Origin of the sequence: Halococcus agarilyticus (assembly GCF_000334895.1) — an archaeon.
GTDB classification, from domain to species: Archaea; Halobacteriota; Halobacteria; order Halobacteriales; family Halococcaceae; genus Halococcus; species Halococcus agarilyticus.
Genome location: NZ_BAFM01000011.1, coordinates 102,162 through 118,422 on the forward strand (window position 1 = coordinate 102,162; position 16,261 = coordinate 118,422).

The window sequence follows — 16,261 nt, forward strand, 5'->3', positions numbered from 1 at the left end:
GTACCGCCCACGAAAACGACCGACAAAAGGCGTGCGATCGTCGGGCAACGGCCGCCGCCGAGCGCTCACTCCGCGGGCTTGCCGAGCGCGAACAGCGTCATCGGAGTCCCGTCCGCGGCGCGTGGCGAGAGATGTTCGGTCACGCGATCGTCGAAGAACGTGAACCCGCGTCCGCCGAGCGCACGGTGGGCGTAGGTGGCGAGGTAGAGCCGCCCGAGCGCGATCCCGCCTTCGAGCTGTGCGAGCCGGTAGCCCCGATTCCCGCATCGCTCGACGATCGCCTCCACGTCGGCCATCAGGTAGACGTTCGCCGCGGCGTCGCCCACGACGGACTGGCCGAGCGCGAGCTGGCCGGCGGTCTCGCGGTCCGTCTCGCCGATCCGTTCGAGCGTGTCCTCGGCGTGGTGGTACTGATAGGCCCCGCTCGGAACTCCCTCGACGGCGTGGACGAGACAGTAGGGGTCCACGAGCGTCGACGGCGCGCGTGATCCGTCCCCTCCATCGGATCCGAAACAGTCGAACGGAACGCCACCGAGCGCGCGATCGAGGACCGTGGCAAATTTCCGGGCGCTGATCGGCTCGTGGCTGTACTCCCGGAGCGATCCACGCCGCCCGATGGTGTTTTCGACGGGCCGTGCGGAGGCGGTATCGCTGTCGACAGGGTCGAGGTCGATCCGCTCGCCATCGCCCGGAGAGTGCGTGCCAAAGCGGTCCGCGTCGTCCGCAGCGGTGGTGAATCGCTCGCGCCACTCGTCGGCTGCCGTACCATCCGAAAGAGTGCTCGCACGCCACGCGTCGGGGATCAGCGGGTAGTCGACCGGCTCGGAGGTGAGTTCGGTCGCGGGATCGATCGGGTCGATGGGTTCGACCGTCCGAACGTCCGCCTCGGAGTCGTCACGGCCCACGGCGACGAGTTCGAGGGGTGCCTGGTCGTCGGGATCGAGACCGAGCAGGCGAACCACCGAGTCGTCGGCGAACCCAGTCACGATCTCGGCGCGGTGGCCGGACGCGTGTGCGACCGCGAGGAGGTTCGCGAGGATCGTTCCGGAGTCCCAGAACGCGTGGCGGTAGGTCCGTTCGCGATACTTCCACGCGTTGCGCCACCACTCCGAGGTCGCCACGATCGTCACGGGTGCGTCGGCGACGCCCGCGTGATCGCCGGCGGCATCGGCCAGCACGCCACGGTAGTCGCCCTCGCGCAGGACGTGGAACTCGTCGGTGTCGGGATCGTAGTGATAGACGCCGGCCTCGATCCCGTTATCGTCGTTCTCGCTGCCGTCGAGATCGCCGGTGATCGCGTACAGATCGACGTGGTAGAGCTTGCCGGTGCAGGCGGCCGCGCGGAACGACGCGGTCTCGCCGCGGACTTCGAGCGTCTTCGTCACGCCGGCGGCGTAGTGACAGAGCGTCGTGAGATCGATCGTTTCTGGGCCGTCGCCAGGCGTCCCCTCCGGCTCCACGGTATCGTTCGCGATGGCCTCCAGGACCGGCACTTCGGGCGGCGTCGAGACCGTTCCGAGCGAACGCCGCGACAGGTCGACGTACGTTTTCGATGGGTGGGGCCGGTTCGAGAAATCCAGCTCGAAGTCGTCCGCGCGCAGCGTGCGCGGCGAGTGCTTCGTCCGCTCGTGGTACTCGCGGGCGTCGACCATGGAGGGCCTTGCTCCAACGGCGACAAGTCCTTTCGGGTGGGGGTTCGCGGTAGTGTTCAGATAAGCCGGAGAAGTCGAGACAACGATAGCAACCGCAACCGGTTCGAAAGCCCCCGACACGCTCGGCTCCCGCGGCTCGCTGCGGTCTTCGGCCTTCGGCCTGCGGTCCTTACTTCGCCGGGGTTCGCCGAGCACCGGGAGAGCAGGGCTCTCCCGAGCAGCCGGCGCGAAGCGCCGGCGACGGCCGGCCCCTTTCAATCCCACCCGGCCCGGGTTTCCTCGGTTAGTGCCCCTCATCCGAGCACCGCCAGGTTCGCCGGCGCGGTCCATCGTGGATCGTGGGGGATCGACGCGATGCGACCGGATCGACCGCAAGCGTTTCGCCGTGCGGCCCGAACTCGAAGCATGGTCGAACGGATCACGCTCTACCGCGCGCCCACCACCGCGGCCGACGCCGACGAGATCGCCGCGTGGCTCCGCGAGCGCGTCGACGCCGCAGTGACGGTCCGCGACCGATACCTCGATCGCTTCGTCGACGACGACCTCCCCGCAGCGTTCGCGCGGGCGCGGGTGCTCGATCCATACGAGCGCGAGACGGGCAACGAGATGCTCGGGATCGTGCGGTACGAGGAGCGCGCCATCGAGCACCCCGAGCGCGCGGGCGGGGTGATCTACGACGGCCAGGGGGTCCAGCGCGCGCTGAGTGCTCGAATCCCGGCCGACGAGCGCGACCTCGATCACCTCCACGTCCCCCTGCTCGATCGCGTGCTCGGGACGTGGGGCGCACACGACAAACGGTGGCACAAGCGGGTGAACGTCCTCGGCCAGCCGGCCCTGCTCTCGGTGCCCGGTCTGTTCGAGGCCCCCGCGAAGCCCGAAGCCTACTACCAAGCACAGCAGCGCCACGCCATGCTCTCGGGGGATGCGCCGCCGCGCGAAGTCCTCGAAAACCAGGTCGACGGCGAGTTCCTCGTCGACGACGATCCCCGCACGACCGACGCGCTGAAGGGGTACGTCCTTCAGGCGGTCGAGTACCTCGACACGGGCTCGGCCTTCTGTGACGACGAGCGGTGTCGCCTCCACAACGCCCACCGACAGCCAGGCGTGATCGAAGCACAGCTCCGCCAGCCCACGTTCTGCGAGACCCATGCCGAACGGTACGGATAGAGTCCGACCCGGTTATTCGCCAGATCCGACGACTCGCCCGCTCGACAGCCTGACGAACCCGAAGCCGAACGTCTCGTGGGTGTGATCGACCGTCCGATCGGCGAGCGGTCGGCGCGCGGCCGCCACGCGCTCGTCGAGGGATTCCCACGGCGGGTTCTCGTAGCGCAACTGGGTCGCTGGTGGGGTACTCGCGGCGACGAACAGCCGGAACGCGGCGTCGAGCGGCCGCGCGCTGGCCCGTGAACTCCGTGCGGCGTCGAGCAGCGCGACGCGGCCGCCAGGTGCGACGAGATCGAGCCAGCCGTCGACCGCCGCCGCCGGATCGGCGAGCATCCCGACGACGAAGCTCGCGAGCACCGCGTCGACGGGCCCCTCGATCGGGGGCTGGGTGGCGTCGCCACGAACGAGATGGACGTTCGACCGGCCCTCGCGCGCGATACGGGTGGCTGCCCGGTCGAGCATCCCGCGGGTGAAGTCGACGCCGACGAGGGTTCCAGTGGGGCCGACCCGCTCGCGAAGGTATCGAAAATTCGCCCCCGTCCCACAGCCCATCTCGATCACGGTGTCGCCCGGCGAGAGGTCGAGGCTCCGGGCGGCCGCCTCGCGCCACGAGCCGACGCCGGGGAGCGTGGCGATCGCGTCGTAGAGTCGGGCCCACCGGCCGTAGAACGTCTGTGCCGTCGAAAGGTCGGCCATCGTGATCACTCAGACGAGATCGCGCACGCGCTCGGCGGCGGCCTCGGCGCTCGGTGCGAGCAGGTACGTGATCGGCTCGATCCCCATCGCGCCGGTCTGGTAGAGCACGTCCGCCTCGGCGACCGGGACATCGGCGATGGCTGCCTCGACCTCGGTCTCGCCGTCGAACGCCACGAGTTCGAGCCCCAGTGATTCGAGCCGATCGCGGAGGGCGTCGTCGTACCGGAGATCGAGCGCGGCGCGGGCGTCGCTCCCGTTCGCGCGCGCGGCGAGCAACACGCCCGCGACGTGGCCCGAGACGCCGAACTCGGGGTCGCCCGGCACCGTGGTCCGGCCCTTGACGTCGAAGATCCGGCCGGGAACGCCCGCCACGTCGTCGATCCCCTCGGCGTCGGGGGTGCACTCGACGAGGTTCGAGCCGACGTTCGGGATCAGCCCAGCGAACCCGCTGGTGTTCTCCAGTACTCGAAGCCCCCGCCGGACCGACGACCGGGTGCGTTCGGCCGCCCGGAGCGTCCCCTCGGGATCGTGGACGTCGTACCCGCCGTTTTCGGCGAGTTCGGGCACCCGCTCCTCGTGGAGCCGCGCGAGCAGGTCGCCGCGTTCGAGCCGCCGGATCAGCACCTCGATCTCGACGAGCGCGCCCACCGGGGTCAGGTCGCCGGTCGCGAGACCGTCGGCGAGGTCGTCGGCGAGGTCGCGCACCCGCTCGTCGTGAAGGACCTCCTCGTTCCGGGCGACCTCGCCGTGGGCGTACTTCGAGACCGCGGACTGGCTGATGCCGAGGATCGACGCGACCTCGCTCTGGGTGAGGTCGCGCTCGCGCAGCCGTTCGGCGAGCATCGAGCGAAACGTCGGGAGAAACTCCTCGACGACGAGCTCCTCGACGAACTTCATGGGCCGTCGCCCTCCGACCTGTGCCGCCGGTCGGTGGAGTCGTCGGTTCGGCCGTCGCCGGGCTCTACGCGGTCGCCGGCTCCATGACTGTCGAACTCGTCGTCGCCGCCGATCTGGGAGGCCTGGGGCCCGGCCTGATCCTGGTACTTCGAGCCGCGCTCCGTTCCGTAGGGCCGGTCGGCGGCGGTTTTGAGCTCGGTGAAGATCACCTGCGAGATCCGCATTCCGGGAGTGAGTGCGACGGGTGCAGTGCCCAGATTCGAGAGTTCGAGCGTGACCTGGCCCCGGTAGCCCGGATCGACGATCCCCGCGGTGGCGTGGATCACGACCGCGAGCCGCCCCAACGAGGAGCGGCCCTCGACCCGCGCGATCAGGTCGTCGGGGACCTCGACGCGCTCGACGGTCGTTCCGAGAACGAAATCGCCGGGATGGAGGATGAACTCCTCGCCGTCGTCGACGTGGGTTTCGGTGACGTACTCCTCGACTTCGTGTTCGGAGTCGGGGTGGATACACGGAATGTTCGTGCGCTGGAACTCCAGAAATTCGCGGCCCAGCCGGAGGTCGACGCTCGCGGGCTGGACTTGCAGGTCGGGGTCGGCGAGCGGCTCGACGACGAGGCTGCCCTCGTCGAGCCGGCGGTGGATGTCCGCATCCGAGAGGATCATGACCGAAGTCGACGGCGGCGACGGCCTAAAACTTCCCGTCGCGCTGCCGTGCAAGCACAACGGTTTCCCCGACGACTCCCTCGACTTCCGATACGATGTCTGCTTCACGGGTCGGTCCGCCGACCGATCGCACCCGGATCGGCTGGTGGGCGTTCGTGCTCGCGCTCGCCGTCATCGCCGGGTTCGTGGCCTACTCGTTCGTCGGGATGGCGGTGCTCGGGGTGTTCGGTTACTACGCCACCAGGCCGATCTGTCGCCGCCTCGCCGACCGGATCGACTCGGACGGGATCGCGGCGGGCATCACAGTCCTGCTGGTCGTCGTGCCGATCCTCCTGCTCGTGGCCTACGCGGGGTTCAACGTCTTTCAGCAGGTCCAGGGGGCCGTCGGCGCAAGCGGTTCGGGCGCGTTCGGGGGGGTCGTCGATCTGAGCATGGTCCCGGCCGAGCAGCGAGGGACGGTGCGGACGCTCCTCCAGAACCCGGCACAGATCGTCAGTCAACCCCAGCAGATGGCACAGTCGGTGGTCACCGTCGGCGCGCAGGCGTTCGGCGCGGTCGCCGGCGGGATCGTGCTCGTCGGGCTCGCGCTCACGCTCTCCTTCTTTCTCCTCCAGAACGACGACCGGCTCGGCGGCGGGCTCGAAGCGCTGTTCGGCGGTCGGGACACGGTGGCGTACGCCTACGCCGCGGCGGTCGACGAGGACCTCGAATCGGTGTTCTTCGGCAACCTCCTGTTCGTGCTCACGATGGCGGTGATCGCGACGATCGCCTACGGGGCGACGGATCTCCTCGCGCCCGCGGGCCTCGGCGTGCCGATGGTGCTCGTCCTGGGGGTCCTGACCGGCGTCGCCAGCCTGATCCCGGTCGTGGTGGGCAAGGTGATCTACCTCCCGGTCGTGGCGTATCTGGGAGTACAGGCGCTCCGGACGGGCAGCGGCGGTGCGATCGCGTTCGTCGTCGGGGCGCTCGTGGGCTACTTCCTCGTGCTCGACATCCTGCCACAGACGTTCATCCAACCCTATATCACGGGCCGACAGCTCGACATGCTGGTGTTGATGTTCGCGTACATCCTCGGGCCGATCCTCTGGGGCTGGTACGGCTTCTTCCTCCTCCCGATCGTGTTCATCGCGATCCTCGAACTCGTCCGGATCGTGCTTCCCGAACTCGTCCGCGGCGATCGGCTCACGCCCACGGTCTCGCTCGGCGAGGGCGTCGGGACCGATCCGCGGTCGGCGCGCGACGACGTCCCTGCCGGGGGGACGACCGATGCGGACGAGGACGACGACCCGGCCGGGGCGGACTGACGCCCGCCGTCGAGCGCTGGGGGTGCGCCCACCGGGAGCCTCAGTCCTTCGGGGGGACGTACTCGACGTCCGTCGGAACGCGCTCCCCCTCGGGGAGATCGACGACGATGGTCGAGGAGAGTCTGTTGAACAGCCGGACGTACTCCTCCTCCATCGCGAGCCAGCCGATCAGCACGTCGAGGGGCAGCACGAACGCCTTCCCGAAGCTCTCGATCGCCGCCGCCGGGTAGCCGATCTCCCCGCCCCGTTCGTCGGTCACCGCGATGTCCATCACCATCTTCCCGGCCGACTGACCGCGATAGCCTTCGAGCGCCGTCCAGTAGAGCCAGAACCCGACGCCGTTGGCCCCGAGAAACGGGATCGACACGAAGAACGCGTCGGTGGCGAGGGTGAAGAGGTCCCCCACCCCGCCGAACGTCGAGACGACCGCACCGACGAGCAGGAGATCGATCAGCCACGCGACGAAGCGATCGTCCCACGACGCGAGGTGGAGTTTCGTCCTCTCCACCGATCCGCCCGATCCGGCGTCGGTGTCGTCGCTGCCCATGCCCCGGTGTTCTCCAGTATCTCACTTGCTGGTTCTGGCGGGGTCCGGACCCCGCTCCGCGGCGGAAGGGTGTCTTCAGGGCGATCACCACAAGAAACTTACTGGTTCCGGCGGACACCGACACATGCGCATCGAGCGTCGTTCCCTCCTCGGAGCCGTGGGGAGCGTCGCCGTCGTCGGGGTGACTGGATGCATCTCGTCGACGGGATCCGAACCGGGAACGGAATCGGGGAAGTCCGGCGAGACGGCAGCGGCGTCCGGAGACGCTCGGACGGTGACGAGGGGGAACTCCGAGTCGCTCTCGTTTACTGCCGAAGCTATCGAACAGCCGTCATCGGAAGCGCCCGCTCGGATCGAGGCGGCGCTGAAGAACACCGGACCGGCACCCGTTCGCGTCGGTCTCGGCCCGACGTTGCTGTTTTCCGACGACACGGGGGATCTGGCGTGGTCGAGCGAGGTCGTCCTAGACCCCGACGATCCCGGCGTGAAGATGCCAGGCGAGACGCGGCTGGTCGACGGCTGTTGGCGACACCTCGCAGACGCGGAACAACCGATCCAGAGCATCTTGGGGTGGCGGACGATCGAGCCGAACGGGTCGCTCCGCGAGACGTTCGACGCGTACACCCGCGGCGATTCGGGGTCGTGTCTCCCCGAGGGAAGGCACCGGTATCAGAGCCAGGTTCTCGTCGGGAACGAATCGCACTCGGTGACGACGACACTCGTCGTGCGGATATCGAGCGACCGTACGCTCTCCGCGACGGCGAGGGTCGGACAGTCCATCTCCGAACGGACACCGGGTTCGGCTCGGGCAACGACCTCGTCGACGCCCGCCATGACGCCAAGCACCCCGGTCGGAACGTCGGATGCGGGGGCCGACCTCGGGCTCACCAACACTGACGACGAACGCCACACGGTCCGTATCGTGGTCGAAAAGGGCGGGAACGCACCGCTGTTCGACCGGGAGACGACCGTTTCGGCGGGCGAGTCGATGGAGTGGGACCTGCCGCTCGACGAGGCCGGCACGTACCGGATCACGGCCACGCTCGACGGCGGCGCGAGCGCCACGTACGAGTGGGCGCTCGACGATCCGTCGGCCGCGGCCGCACGGATCGTCTACATCGACGTCGAGGACGGCGACGTCGGCTTCACGAACATGTACGTCTGAGGGGCGCTGCCGGATCGGTTGCTGGCCGGCTCGTCCCGACGCGGAGCCGCGACGCCTGCGAGCCTGGCCGTCGGAGGGTGACGAGGACTGCCGACCACCGAGTAGCCAGCCCTATATCCATCGCCGTCCCCGTACACGCCATGAAACAGGCCATCGTCGCGCGCACGGACCTGGGGATGGGCCGGGGGAAGCTCGCCGCCCAGGTCGCCCACGCCTCGCTGTCGGCCGTCGAGGACACGTCGGCGACCGTTCGGAAGGAGTGGCAGGGCGAGGGCCAGACAAAGGTGGTGCTCAAGGGGGATGGGGAGCGGACGCTGTTCGAGCTCGCGGACCGCGCCGAGCGCGAGGGGCTGCCCCACGCGGTGATTCGAGATGCGGGCCGCACCCAGCTCGACCCCGGCACCGTGACCGCGCTCGCGGTCGGGCCCGGCGAGGATCGCGTCGTCGATCGCGTCACGGGCGATCTCTCGCTGTACTGACGCTGTGGAGACCCCGGACTACTCGGGGTAAGTGAACACGCGGCGCTCGCACGCGGTACAGGCGAGCACGTCCTCCGGGCCGTTCGACCCGGGGCCGCCACAGCACGCCGCGGTGGTGGTCACCTCGACCGGTCCCTCGCAGGCCGGACACCGTTCGAGGAACAGCCGCAGCGGCCTGGCGGCCGCGAGGCGATCCGTCCGAGGGAGGGCGTCGAGCGCCTCGACCGCTCCGACCTCGGCGATGGCGACCGGACGCGAGAGCCACCGCTCGCTCGCCACTGTGTCGGCGGCCTCGCTGAGGACGAACCACTCCCCGTCGGCGGTTTCGACCCGATCGACGGTCGTGGTCGCATCGACGGTCGCCCTGACGGCGTCGGCGAGCGCGTCGGACTCCAGCGCCCGGAGGGACGCCATCCCGTCGCGCCACCGCTCCCTGACCCACTCGTCGAGCACGAGCGTCTCGCCCTCGGCGACGAGCACGCCGGCATCGAGGAGTCGATCGGTCACCGCCTCGCCTGACGGGTCGTCGGCGAGCGATCCGGGTGAGTGTGACGGTGGCCGTTCCGCTTCGTCGATGGACGCGCCGTGTGAAACATCGAGCGGGAGGTGGGCGACGAGTCGCGGCGCGATCTGCGGGGTGTAGGGCACGAGATATCCCCGCAGCGCGATCGCTGCGCCACCGGCGATACCGACCCCGGCGGCTCCGATCGGCGTGGCTCGCGCGATGACGGCGCAGGCGAGGCCGAGCAAGCCGGCGTTGAGCGCGGTGCAGGGCCAGCACCGCCGCTCACCGGTGTACGCCGGTCGACGGAGACCGTCGAGCGCCTCGCGCATGGTGGTCGTTATCCCGTCGCTCGGCATGAACGTTGCGTCGGTCGTGGTTTTCCGCACGACGACCGTCGTGTTTCGACGGAACACAATCGATTTACCATCGGCCGACGGAGCGCCCGACATGAGGGAGGACGGGTTCACATGCGGATAGTCGTCGTCGGCGCGGGCGACGTCGGAACGCACATCGCACGGGATCTCGCCGACACGCACGACCTCAGCGTGGTCGACACGGACCCCGAGCGGATCGAATCGCTCGGGTCGTCGCTCGACCTCGCCGCGACCGAGGGCGACGGCCGGTCGCTCGATGTCCTCGAAGCGGCCGACATCCACGAGGCCGACGTCGTGATCGCGAGCACGGACGACGACGCGGTGAACGTCATGGTCTGTGGCGCGGCCGCGAACGTGACCGACGCGTTCACGATCGCGCGGGTCAAATCCGGCGAACTCTTCGACACGTGGCAGGAGTTCGGCGACACGTTCGGCGTCGACCGGATGCTCTGTGTCGATCGCCTCGCCGCGACGGCGCTGGTTCGGACGGTGACGCTGCCTGGCGCGCTCGCCGCCGGTACGTTCGTCGACGATCGGGTGGAGATGGCGGAGTTCGAGATCGAGGCCGACCACGAGATCGCGAACCAGCGCGTCGCGGACGCCGACCGCTTCCCGTCGCTGACGTTCGCGGGACTCCTCCGAGACGACGAAGTGGTGATCCCGACCGGCGAGACCGTCATCGAGCCGGGCGATCGACTGGTCGTGATCGGGAGCCCGTCGAGCGTGCGGCGGTTCGCGACGACGCTCTCGCCGACGGCGGCGCTCGATCCGGAGGACGATGTCGTGGTGATCGGCGGCGACGAGATCGGGTGTCGAACCGCCGAGCTGTTCGCCGAGCGCGGGTTCACGCCGACGCTGATCGAACACGATCCCGAGCGCGCGGCCGCACTCGGGGAGCGGCTGTCGGGCGTCTCGATCGAGGAGGGCGAGGCCACGTCGGCCGCGTTCCTCCGCGACGTGGGCGTCGGCGACGCGGAGCTGGTCGTGAGCACGCTCGACGACGAGACCAACTACCTCGTCTCGTTGCTCGCCCGCCGCGTCGGGGCGGATCACACCGCCAGCGTCGTCGACGAGCGCGAGTTCGTCGACCTGTTCGACGCCGCCGGTGTCGACGTCACCGTGCAACCGCACACGGTCGTTGCCGAGGAGATCGCCCGCGCCACGAGGGCCCACACCGACGAGGCCGCGATCCTCGAACGCGACAGCGCCGAGGTGCTCGAGATCACCGTCGAACAGGGGAGCGAACTCGCGGGCGAAGCGATCGAGGACGCGGCCCACGACCTTCCCGACGGGTTCGTGATCGGCGCGATCGTCCGCGAGGGATCGCTCACGACGCCCCGCGGCGGCACCGTGGTTCAGGTCGGCGATCACGTCGTCGCGTTCGCCGATGCGGACGCGCTCGACGCGGTCGCGGCGGCGCTGTGAGCACGTTCCGATCGGTCCACCGAAACGCCTGGCCCGAATCGGTGGGCGACTGATGCGCGAGGCCCATCCCACCGAGCGCGCGGTCGGCATCGATCACTACGTCAGCGACGCCGACGGCACCGGTGGCCGGCTCCGAGCGCGCCCCGACGACTTCCGGGTGCGCGAGATCGAACGTGGGGAGTTCGAGCCGATCGACGCCGCATCCGACGCGTACCCACATCTCGTCTTTCGAGCGACGCTCCACAACTGGGACACCAACGACTTCGCCGGCGCGCTCTCGAATGGTCTGGAAATCAGCCGCGAGCGCGTCGCGTGGGCGGGCACGAAGGACAAGCGCGCCGTGACGACCCAGCTGTTCTCGGTCGCGGGCATCGAGCGGGACGCGCTCGCCGACGCGGCTGCGGGCCTCGACGACGTCGATCTCACGCTGGTCGGCCGGTCGGGGCGCGCGCTCCGGTTCGGCGACCTCGCGGGCAACGCCTTCGAGATCGTCGTCCGCGACGCCGAGACCCCATCTGTGGAGGCGATCACCGACGATCTCCGGGCGTTCGGGGGCGGCGAGACCGACGGTGGCGATACCGATACGGGTGCCGACGCGACTGCGGACACCACGGCGACGGTCGGCGTCCCGAACTACTTCGGCCAGCAGCGGTTCGGCTCGCTACGGCCCGTGACCCACGAGGTGGGCCTCGAAATCGTCCGCGGGAACTGGGCCGGGGCGGTGCTGGCCTACGTCGGCAACCCCTACGGAAGCGAGCCCGACGACACCCGCGAGGCGCGGGCGTTCGTCGAGCGCGAGCTGCGAGCCGACGATGGAGAAACAGGGCTGAAGGCGAAAACCGACGGCTGGGAAGCGGCGCTGGAGCGCCTCCCGAACCGGCTCGGGTTCGAGCGCTCGATGGCCCATCGCCTGGTCGAGAACGGTGCGGGGAGTGAGGCGGCCTTCCGGGCGGCGCTCGAAGCCGTCCCGAGCAACCTCCAGCGGCTGTTCGTCAACGCCGCTCAGTCCTACCTGTTCAATCGGATCCTCTCCGAGCGTCTCGAACGCGGCCTGGCGTTCGATCGCGCGGTCGCGGGCGACGTCGTCTGTTTCGCCGATCCCGATGCGCCCGAGGGACTCCGACTCCCCGATCCGGGCCGGAGCCAGCGCGTCACCGCCGACCGGGTCGATACCGTGAACCGTCACGCGGCGCGCGGCCGAGCGTTCGTCACCGCGCCGCTCGTGGGCACCGAGACCGAGCTGGGCGCGGACGAACCGGGCGAGATCGAGCGTGAGGTGCTCGACGAGGCCGGGATCGCGCCCGCCGACTTCGATCTCCCCGGGGCCTTTCACTCCACGGGGACTCGCCGAGCCGTGCTCGTCGAGTGTGATCTCGACATCGAGCGCGACCCCCTCACCCTCGATTTCAGTCTCCCGAAGGGCTCGTACGCGACCGTGCTGCTCAGAGAGTATCTGAAAGTCGATCCCGTCGATCTCGGGTGAGAACGACCGGTTTATCCGCCGCGTCGCCGAATCCCGCGCATGGAGTGTGGCCGGTGTGGCGCGCGACTCGACCGGGCGGGCGATTTCTGCCTGACCTGTCGGACCGCGAGCGTCGAGTGCGTCGTGCTCGACTGCGGGCGCGAGCGCGCGGCCGCCACCAGCCTCGCCGACGGCGAGCGCGTCGGGACGTGGACGGTGACGACCATCGAGGAGGACGGCGAGGACCGACCGCGCGAACGCCGGAACTTCGCCGGGCGGATCGCCGACGAAGTCCACCGCAAACGCCCCGACGCCGTCTACGCCACCGGCGACCGCGAGGTGCTCCGCGCGGTGCGCGCACAGTTGCACTACGACTGCCGGCGGATCGCCGATCCCGGCGACGACCCGGTGGCGACGGTGCTCGAACGCGCCGCCGAGCCCGCGCTCGCGGTGGTCGAGACGCCGCCGCGCGAGAAGTTCGGGGGGAGTCACTCGACGCTCGTCGGCGGCCGGACGGGGCGAGACACGGTCGGCGTCGCGGCCGATCACCCACACGTGAAGAAGGTGATCCCGGGACCGATCGACGCCGGCGGGCGTGGGTCGCGGACGGGCGTCCGCGCGAAGGCGACCCGGGCCGACACCAATGGCAACGTCCGACTCCTCCTCCGGGACGGATCGAGCGTGCAAGAGGTGCAGGTGGTGACGACCGCCGCCGACCGCGACCAGGGCGAACGGGTACGCGAGGACCTCAATCGTGGACTCGCCGACGCCGATCTCCGGGAGTGAGCGCGCGAACGAACACGAAGGGTTTTACTCGGTCGTCGCCGTAGCGGCGTCACCATGGGTAATCAGGAAGTCGGGAGTGCGGGTCGGTTCGGCGCACGCTACGGCCGCGTCTCGCGCCGGCGCGTCGCCGAGATCGAGGCCGACATGAACGACGATCACGGCTGTCCCGAGTGCGGCGAGGATAGCGTCGATCGAACCGACACGGGCATCTGGGAGTGCGGCAAGTGCGGCCACGCCTTCGCCGGTGGGGCCTACCGGCCCGAGACGCCCGGCGGGCGGACCGTCGAGCGCTCGATCCGGGCCGCGCTCGCCGACGAGGGTAGCGAGGACGAATGAGCTACAAGTGCTCGCGGTGCAAGCGCGACGTCGAACTCGACGACTACGGTGGCGTGCGGTGTCCGTACTGCGGGCACCGCGTGCTGCTGAAGGAGCGCAGCCGCGACGTCAAGGAGATCGACGTCGAGTAGCGTGGACGAGCGCCACGAGACCCTTCTCACGTTCGAGTACGATTCCGCCGCGCGCGCGACGACCGTCGAGGCGAGCCTCCGACCAGAGATCGGCGACATCGAGGGCGATCGCACGCGGGCGAGTCTCGCGCGCGACGGTGCCGACCTCCGGCTCCGCATCGCGGCCGCGGACCTCGTCGCGCTCCGCGCGGGCCAGAACACGTGGCTCTCGCTGACGGCGGTCGCCGAACGGTGTGCGGCGGCCGGATCGGATCGAACGACCGCCAACGACCGCTGAAAACGGCGAACGACCGTGCCCGAAGCGCGGACAGCCCGGCCGGCAGCCTGCAATCGCAGGCTCAACACAGTTGCTGTGTGGCAGGATACTGTGTGATGCAATGGTACGAGATCTCACCGACGACGACAGGGGCAAATCGGTTGTCGACCACGAGGGAAACCGTGTTGGCAGCATCACCGACACCCGAGATGGGCGGGGGGTCGTCGAAACGGACGACGATTCGAGCCTCACGGACAAGCTCAAATCGGCGCTCAGCTGGGACGACTCCGACGATTCACACGAGCTGCGAAACGACGATGTGGACAGCGTCAACGACGACGAGGTCCGCCTTCGCAACCTGTAGCCGGTCGGTCGCGACCGCCCTTGGACACACGAATTTTTCCTGCAAGCGCCGAAACGAGTCGAGAGCCGTCGCAGCACTCGGTGGGCATCACGCCAACGGGATCGGTTCGAAAGCGGGGGTTTTTCCCTCCTGCCGCCGAGGTGACGGGTATGCAAGGTAATCTACCGCCGGAAGCACAGGAGAAAATCGAGGAGCTTCAGGACCTCCAGGAGAGCGCCCAGCAGGTCGCCGCCCAGAAACAGCAGGCCGAGACTCAGCTCACCGAGTCCCAGACCGCGCTCGACGAGCTCGACGACATCGACGGCGACACCACGATGTACCGCGAGGTCGGCGAACTCCTGATCGAGACCGACTACGACGAGGCCGAGGAAGACCTCGACGACAAGGTTTCGAGTCTCGAAGTCCGCGTCGAGACCCTCGAAAAACAGGAAGAGCGCGTGCAGGAGGAGTTCGAGAGCCTCCAGAGCGAGCTCCAGCAGATGCTGAGCGGTGGCGGCGGTGGCGGTCCCGGCCCGGCCGGCGGCATGGGCCCCGGCGGTCCCGGTGCGGGCGGGTAGATGCCGACCGAGGACGAAGTGGTACGGACGGCCAGCGAGGCCGCCGAGGGGATGATCTTTTCGCGGTACAGGCGATCGGCAGTCCGCGATCTCGACATCACCGTGACGTTCGAGGACGGGGTTCTCGATATCGACGTCTACCTCAATCCGCCCGACGACGCCGATCCGGACCCCGAGGCGGTCGTCGAGGGCGCGATCGCGGCGGCGGAGTCGGCGGTCGACGACCTGTTCGCGACGGAGTGACGACCCCCGCCGTGGCCGTGTGCCAGACAGCGCTGCGGCCCGGCGGCGTGGAGCGGTCGTTCGCCGCTGGTCGCGGCGCTCGACCGATGGCTCACGCCGTGTGGTGGCGTGCCCGGCGGATGAAGGGCGAACGAGGGCACGGAAGAGCGAAGCTCTTCCGGAGGGAGTGAGGGCTTCGGCGGTGCTGTGCGGAGCGGTCGCCGAGAGCGCCGGCGATGTCGCGCGAGCGACCGAGATCAGAACGCAGGTAGTTTCAGCTCGGGGTTCAGTCGTCGGCGGGGGTCGCCCGACTCGTCATCTCGACGTCGGCAGCGTCGACCTCGAGCTCGTCGATCGCGGCCTGGGCGGCGCGCTTGCCGGAGAGCAGCATGGCCCCGAAGGTGGGTCCCATCCGCGGCAGGCCGTAGGTGGTCGCGGTCGCCATCCCGGTCACGATCAGTCCCGGATGAACGAGCCCGGTGTGCTCGACCACCGCGTCCTCCGACTTGCCGACCCACATCGAGTCGTGGCCCGGCGAGTCGTGACCCGGTGCGCCGTAGGAGTCGTCGCCGGTCTGGTCCATCCCGCTCGCCTCGTCTTCGAGGCCTGGCGCGTCGAGAACGCCGCGCTCGTCGAGTTTCTTCACCGCCATCGCGTCGTGGCCGGTGGCGTCGATCACGAGCTTTCCTTCGACCGCGATCGGGTCGACGCAGGTGATCTCGCGGGGCAGCGCGTGGACCGGCGTCCAGTTCATCACGATCCCCCCCACTCTATGATCCTCCCGGATCACGATGTCGGTGAACTCGGTCATGTTCTGCATCTTCGCGCCGGCGTCACAGGCCGCCTTGATCAGTCCCGAGCACGCCTCGGGGCCGTTCGCGACGTGGAGACCCTCGCTATCCTTCGACTGCTTGTAGTCGACATCGAGATCCTCGAGGACCTGCTGGGCAGGGTCGCGCACCGTGACCTTGTTCATCAGGAAGCCGCCGAGCCAGAACCCACCACCGAGGTAGTTGTTCTTCTCGACGACCATCGTCTTCACGCCGCGCTCGGCGAGCTCCTTCGCGGCCATCAGCCCCGACGGGCCGCCGCCCACGATGATGACGTCGGAGTCCGAGAAGTCCATGAACTCCTCGGTCCACTCCTGGCCGATCGCGCGCGTGACGTCCGCCTCGCCAACCTCGCTGAACTGGTCGAAGTCGTCCATACCACTCGGTGGTATTCGGCTGGGATACAAAACCGTTCCGGCCACGGCTCGGCCGGGATGTCGG

The 16,261-nt window shown here is 69.3% G+C and carries 20 protein-coding genes; 13 read left to right on the forward strand and 7 right to left on the reverse strand.

Going from position 1 to position 16,261, the window contains the following annotated elements; translation table 11 throughout:
• Nucleotides 1–65: 65 nt before the first annotated feature.
• Nucleotides 66–1,652 carry a SagB/ThcOx family dehydrogenase gene (locus TX76_RS10470; protein ID WP_049902353.1) on the reverse strand — a complete coding sequence of 529 codons (1,587 nt, stop codon included), beginning with the start codon at nt 1,650–1,652 and terminating at the stop codon, nt 66–68.
• A 405-nt stretch (nt 1,653–2,057) separates the two neighbouring features.
• On the opposite strand from TX76_RS10470, the gene TX76_RS10475 reads away from it, so the two are divergent.
• Nucleotides 2,058–2,819 carry a DUF7001 family protein gene (locus tag TX76_RS10475; RefSeq protein ID WP_049902355.1) on the forward strand — a complete coding sequence of 254 codons (762 nt, stop codon included), beginning with the start codon at nt 2,058–2,060 and terminating at the stop codon, nt 2,817–2,819.
• A gap of 12 nt (nt 2,820–2,831) precedes the next feature.
• Here the strand turns inward: TX76_RS10475 and TX76_RS10480 are convergent, their stop codons facing one another.
• From TX76_RS10480 to dcd, 3 genes are read right to left on the reverse strand one after another with little or no spacing between them, the layout of a single operon-like run.
• Nucleotides 2,832–3,515, reverse strand: coding sequence for a class I SAM-dependent methyltransferase (locus TX76_RS10480; RefSeq protein WP_049902398.1), 684 nt, complete (start codon nt 3,513–3,515; stop codon nt 2,832–2,834).
• 9 nt (nt 3,516–3,524) lie between these two features.
• Entirely contained in the window at nt 3,525–4,412 is an 888-nt protein-coding gene (locus tag TX76_RS10485; RefSeq protein ID WP_049902357.1) for a thiamine-phosphate synthase family protein, read from the reverse strand.
• Entirely contained in the window at nt 4,409–5,077 is a 669-nt protein-coding gene (dcd, locus tag TX76_RS10490; RefSeq protein ID WP_049902358.1) for a dCTP deaminase, read from the reverse strand. The genes TX76_RS10485 and dcd overlap by 4 nt, the downstream gene beginning before the upstream one ends.
• 95 nt (nt 5,078–5,172) lie before the next feature.
• Here dcd and TX76_RS10495 point away from each other — a divergent pair, with 95 nt between their 5' ends.
• Nucleotides 5,173–6,381, forward strand: a complete 1,209-nt coding sequence (locus tag TX76_RS10495; protein ID WP_049902360.1) for an AI-2E family transporter — start codon at nt 5,173–5,175, stop codon at nt 6,379–6,381.
• A gap of 40 nt (nt 6,382–6,421) precedes the next feature.
• Here TX76_RS10495 and TX76_RS10500 read toward each other — a convergent pair whose 3' ends face one another.
• Nucleotides 6,422–6,928 carry an RDD family protein gene (locus tag TX76_RS10500; RefSeq protein ID WP_049902361.1) on the reverse strand — a complete coding sequence of 169 codons (507 nt, stop codon included), beginning with the start codon at nt 6,926–6,928 and terminating at the stop codon, nt 6,422–6,424.
• 124 nt (nt 6,929–7,052) lie between these two features.
• Here TX76_RS10500 and TX76_RS10505 point away from each other — a divergent pair, with 124 nt between their 5' ends.
• Both TX76_RS10505 and pth2 read left to right on the forward strand, forming a co-directional pair.
• Nucleotides 7,053–8,093, forward strand: coding sequence for a hypothetical protein (locus TX76_RS10505; RefSeq protein ID WP_049902362.1), 1,041 nt, complete (start codon nt 7,053–7,055; stop codon nt 8,091–8,093).
• 140 nt (nt 8,094–8,233) lie between these two features.
• The gene (pth2, locus tag TX76_RS10510) at nt 8,234–8,572 is read left to right on the forward strand and encodes a peptidyl-tRNA hydrolase Pth2 (protein WP_049902363.1); all 339 of its coding nucleotides are present in this window, start codon (nt 8,234–8,236) and stop codon (nt 8,570–8,572) included.
• 18 nt (nt 8,573–8,590) lie between these two features.
• Here the strand turns inward: pth2 and TX76_RS10515 are convergent, their stop codons facing one another.
• Complete coding sequence (locus TX76_RS10515; protein ID WP_079890804.1) at nt 8,591–9,406, reverse strand: hypothetical protein; 816 nt, start codon at nt 9,404–9,406, stop codon at nt 8,591–8,593.
• A 138-nt stretch (nt 9,407–9,544) separates the two neighbouring features.
• Here TX76_RS10515 and trkA point away from each other — a divergent pair, with 138 nt between their 5' ends.
• From trkA to TX76_RS10560, 9 genes are all read left to right on the forward strand, one after another.
• Nucleotides 9,545–10,876, forward strand: coding sequence for a Trk system potassium transporter TrkA (gene trkA / locus TX76_RS10520; RefSeq protein ID WP_049902365.1), 1,332 nt, complete (start codon nt 9,545–9,547; stop codon nt 10,874–10,876).
• A 52-nt stretch (nt 10,877–10,928) separates the two neighbouring features.
• Nucleotides 10,929–12,359: a tRNA pseudouridine(13) synthase TruD gene (gene truD / locus TX76_RS10525; RefSeq protein ID WP_049902399.1), complete on the forward strand. Its 1,431-nt coding sequence runs from the start codon at nt 10,929–10,931 to the stop codon at nt 12,357–12,359.
• 39 nt (nt 12,360–12,398) lie between these two features.
• On the forward strand, nt 12,399–13,124 hold the full coding sequence (locus TX76_RS10530; RefSeq protein WP_049902366.1) for a DUF2103 domain-containing protein: 726 nt from the start codon (nt 12,399–12,401) through the stop codon (nt 13,122–13,124).
• Between the two features lie 54 nt (nt 13,125–13,178).
• On the forward strand, nt 13,179–13,460 hold the full coding sequence (locus tag TX76_RS10535) for a 50S ribosomal protein L37ae (protein WP_049902367.1): 282 nt from the start codon (nt 13,179–13,181) through the stop codon (nt 13,458–13,460).
• Nucleotides 13,457–13,591, forward strand: a complete 135-nt coding sequence (locus TX76_RS10540) for a DNA-directed RNA polymerase subunit P (protein WP_005039198.1) — start codon at nt 13,457–13,459, stop codon at nt 13,589–13,591. Before TX76_RS10535 ends, TX76_RS10540 begins: the two co-directional genes overlap by 4 nt.
• 1 nt (nt 13,592) lies before the next feature.
• Nucleotides 13,593–13,868 (forward strand): KEOPS complex subunit Pcc1, encoded by a 276-nt coding sequence (locus TX76_RS10545; RefSeq protein WP_049902370.1) that lies wholly within the window; start codon nt 13,593–13,595, stop codon nt 13,866–13,868.
• A 100-nt stretch (nt 13,869–13,968) separates the two neighbouring features.
• Nucleotides 13,969–14,211: a hypothetical protein gene (locus TX76_RS10550; protein WP_049902371.1), complete on the forward strand. Its 243-nt coding sequence runs from the start codon at nt 13,969–13,971 to the stop codon at nt 14,209–14,211.
• A gap of 149 nt (nt 14,212–14,360) precedes the next feature.
• The gene (locus TX76_RS10555) at nt 14,361–14,768 is read left to right on the forward strand and encodes a prefoldin subunit beta (RefSeq protein ID WP_049902372.1); all 408 of its coding nucleotides are present in this window, start codon (nt 14,361–14,363) and stop codon (nt 14,766–14,768) included.
• On the forward strand, nt 14,769–15,011 hold the full coding sequence (locus tag TX76_RS10560) for a DUF3194 domain-containing protein (protein ID WP_049902373.1): 243 nt from the start codon (nt 14,769–14,771) through the stop codon (nt 15,009–15,011).
• A gap of 265 nt (nt 15,012–15,276) precedes the next feature.
• Here TX76_RS10560 and TX76_RS10565 read toward each other — a convergent pair whose 3' ends face one another.
• On the reverse strand, nt 15,277–16,197 hold the full coding sequence (locus TX76_RS10565) for a sulfide-dependent adenosine diphosphate thiazole synthase (protein ID WP_049902375.1): 921 nt from the start codon (nt 16,195–16,197) through the stop codon (nt 15,277–15,279).
• Nucleotides 16,198–16,261 lie beyond the last annotated feature (64 nt).